The organism is Halanaerobium sp. (assembly GCF_003070835.1).
In genome coordinates, this window is record NZ_QBLR01000505.1 from 1 (window position 1) to 1,053 (window position 1,053).

The following is a 1,053-nucleotide window of genomic DNA, read 5'->3' on the forward strand; positions in this document are numbered from 1 at the left end:
CTGTTAATATCAACAACTTTACTCTTTGCACTCATTTTTTATTCCTCCTCTTAATTTAAGGAGACCCAGATTTAATCCAGGCCTCCAATTATATTTAGTCTTCTTCTGGTCTTTGAGCTTCTTCATCACTTAGATCATGGTCACAGTGGGGGCAGTTCCATTCACCCTTTTTACAGGAGCTGTAGGACTTCCTTCCACACTCAGGACAGTGCTTTACATACATCTTATTCACCTCCTTTCTCTGCTTTTTAGACATAAAAAAAGCCCGGCGCCGGCCAGGTTAATTAAATATTATTAACTTTTGCTGATTCAGTCTTTCATCAGATTCTCTTCCTGCATACTGATAAAGTTATCTCTGCTGCCGATAATAATATGGTCCACTACATTGATCCCCATTATCTTACCGGCCTTCTGCAGCTTTTTAGTAATTGAGATATCATCACTGCTTGCATCCGCCACACCTGAAGGATGATTGTGAGCTAAAACTATACCCGCTGCATTCTGCAGTATTGCCCGTTTAAAGACCTCTCTGGGAGTAACTAGACTTGAAGTCAATGTACCTGTAGAAACCTCAAATACCCCTGTTACCTTGTTCTTAACATCAATGGTAGCGATAGCAAAGACTTCTTCTGCTCTCCTGTCAAGTTCAACCACTTCTACAAAGAGATCTCTTGCCTGAAACGGGTTCCTCACATACTTATCAATGTCATACCTTCCACCTGACTCCTTAACAATTCTTAGACTAAACTTCTGAATATTTACCATTATTCTCATCTCCTTTATGTTTTAGTATTCATTTAAAAGGGCATCTTAAATTCCTGATCATCACTGCTTAAGGCTGCAGATGCTTTCTCCTCTTTCTGCAACTGTCTGGCTGCTCTATCAAGTTCATCCTCATCCATTTGCTCAGCATAGGGTCCTAAAGCTCTCTTTATTCTCCACTCATCACTCGGCACACCATTAACCGGCATAATTTTCACCTCCAAATAAAAAAAGAGACCATCAGCTCTCACTGACAGTCCCCTGAGTTTAACCCTAAGCATTATTCCAGCC

Annotated in this window: 3 protein-coding genes; all 3 read right to left on the reverse strand. The window is 40.6% G+C overall.

What is annotated here, in order from left to right; genetic code table 11:
- Positions 1-94 precede the first annotated feature (94 nt).
- Complete coding sequence (locus tag CI949_RS20830; RefSeq protein ID WP_256208207.1) at positions 95-223, reverse strand: hypothetical protein; 129 nt, start codon at positions 221-223, stop codon at positions 95-97.
- Positions 224-309: 86 nt separating this feature from the next.
- A complete protein-coding gene (locus CI949_RS20835; RefSeq protein WP_073158282.1) occupies positions 310-765 on the reverse strand; it encodes a RadC family protein in 456 nt (151 codons plus the stop codon).
- Positions 766-797: 32 nt separating this feature from the next.
- Positions 798-971 (reverse strand): hypothetical protein, encoded by a 174-nt coding sequence (locus CI949_RS20840; protein WP_167357552.1) that lies wholly within the window; start codon positions 969-971, stop codon positions 798-800.
- Positions 972-1,053 lie beyond the last annotated feature (82 nt).

Excerpts from the sequence above, each read along its gene's own strand:
- CI949_RS20835 (WP_073158282.1), bottom strand. The coding sequence starts at position 765 with ATGGTAAATATTCAGAAGTTTAGTCTAAGAATTGTTAAGGAGTCAGGT.
- CI949_RS20840 (WP_167357552.1), bottom strand. The coding sequence starts at position 971 with ATGCCGGTTAATGGTGTGCCGAGTGATGAGTGGAGAATAAAGAGAGCT.
- CI949_RS20830 (WP_256208207.1), bottom strand. The coding sequence starts at position 223 with ATGTATGTAAAGCACTGTCCTGAGTGTGGAAGGAAGTCCTACAGCTCC.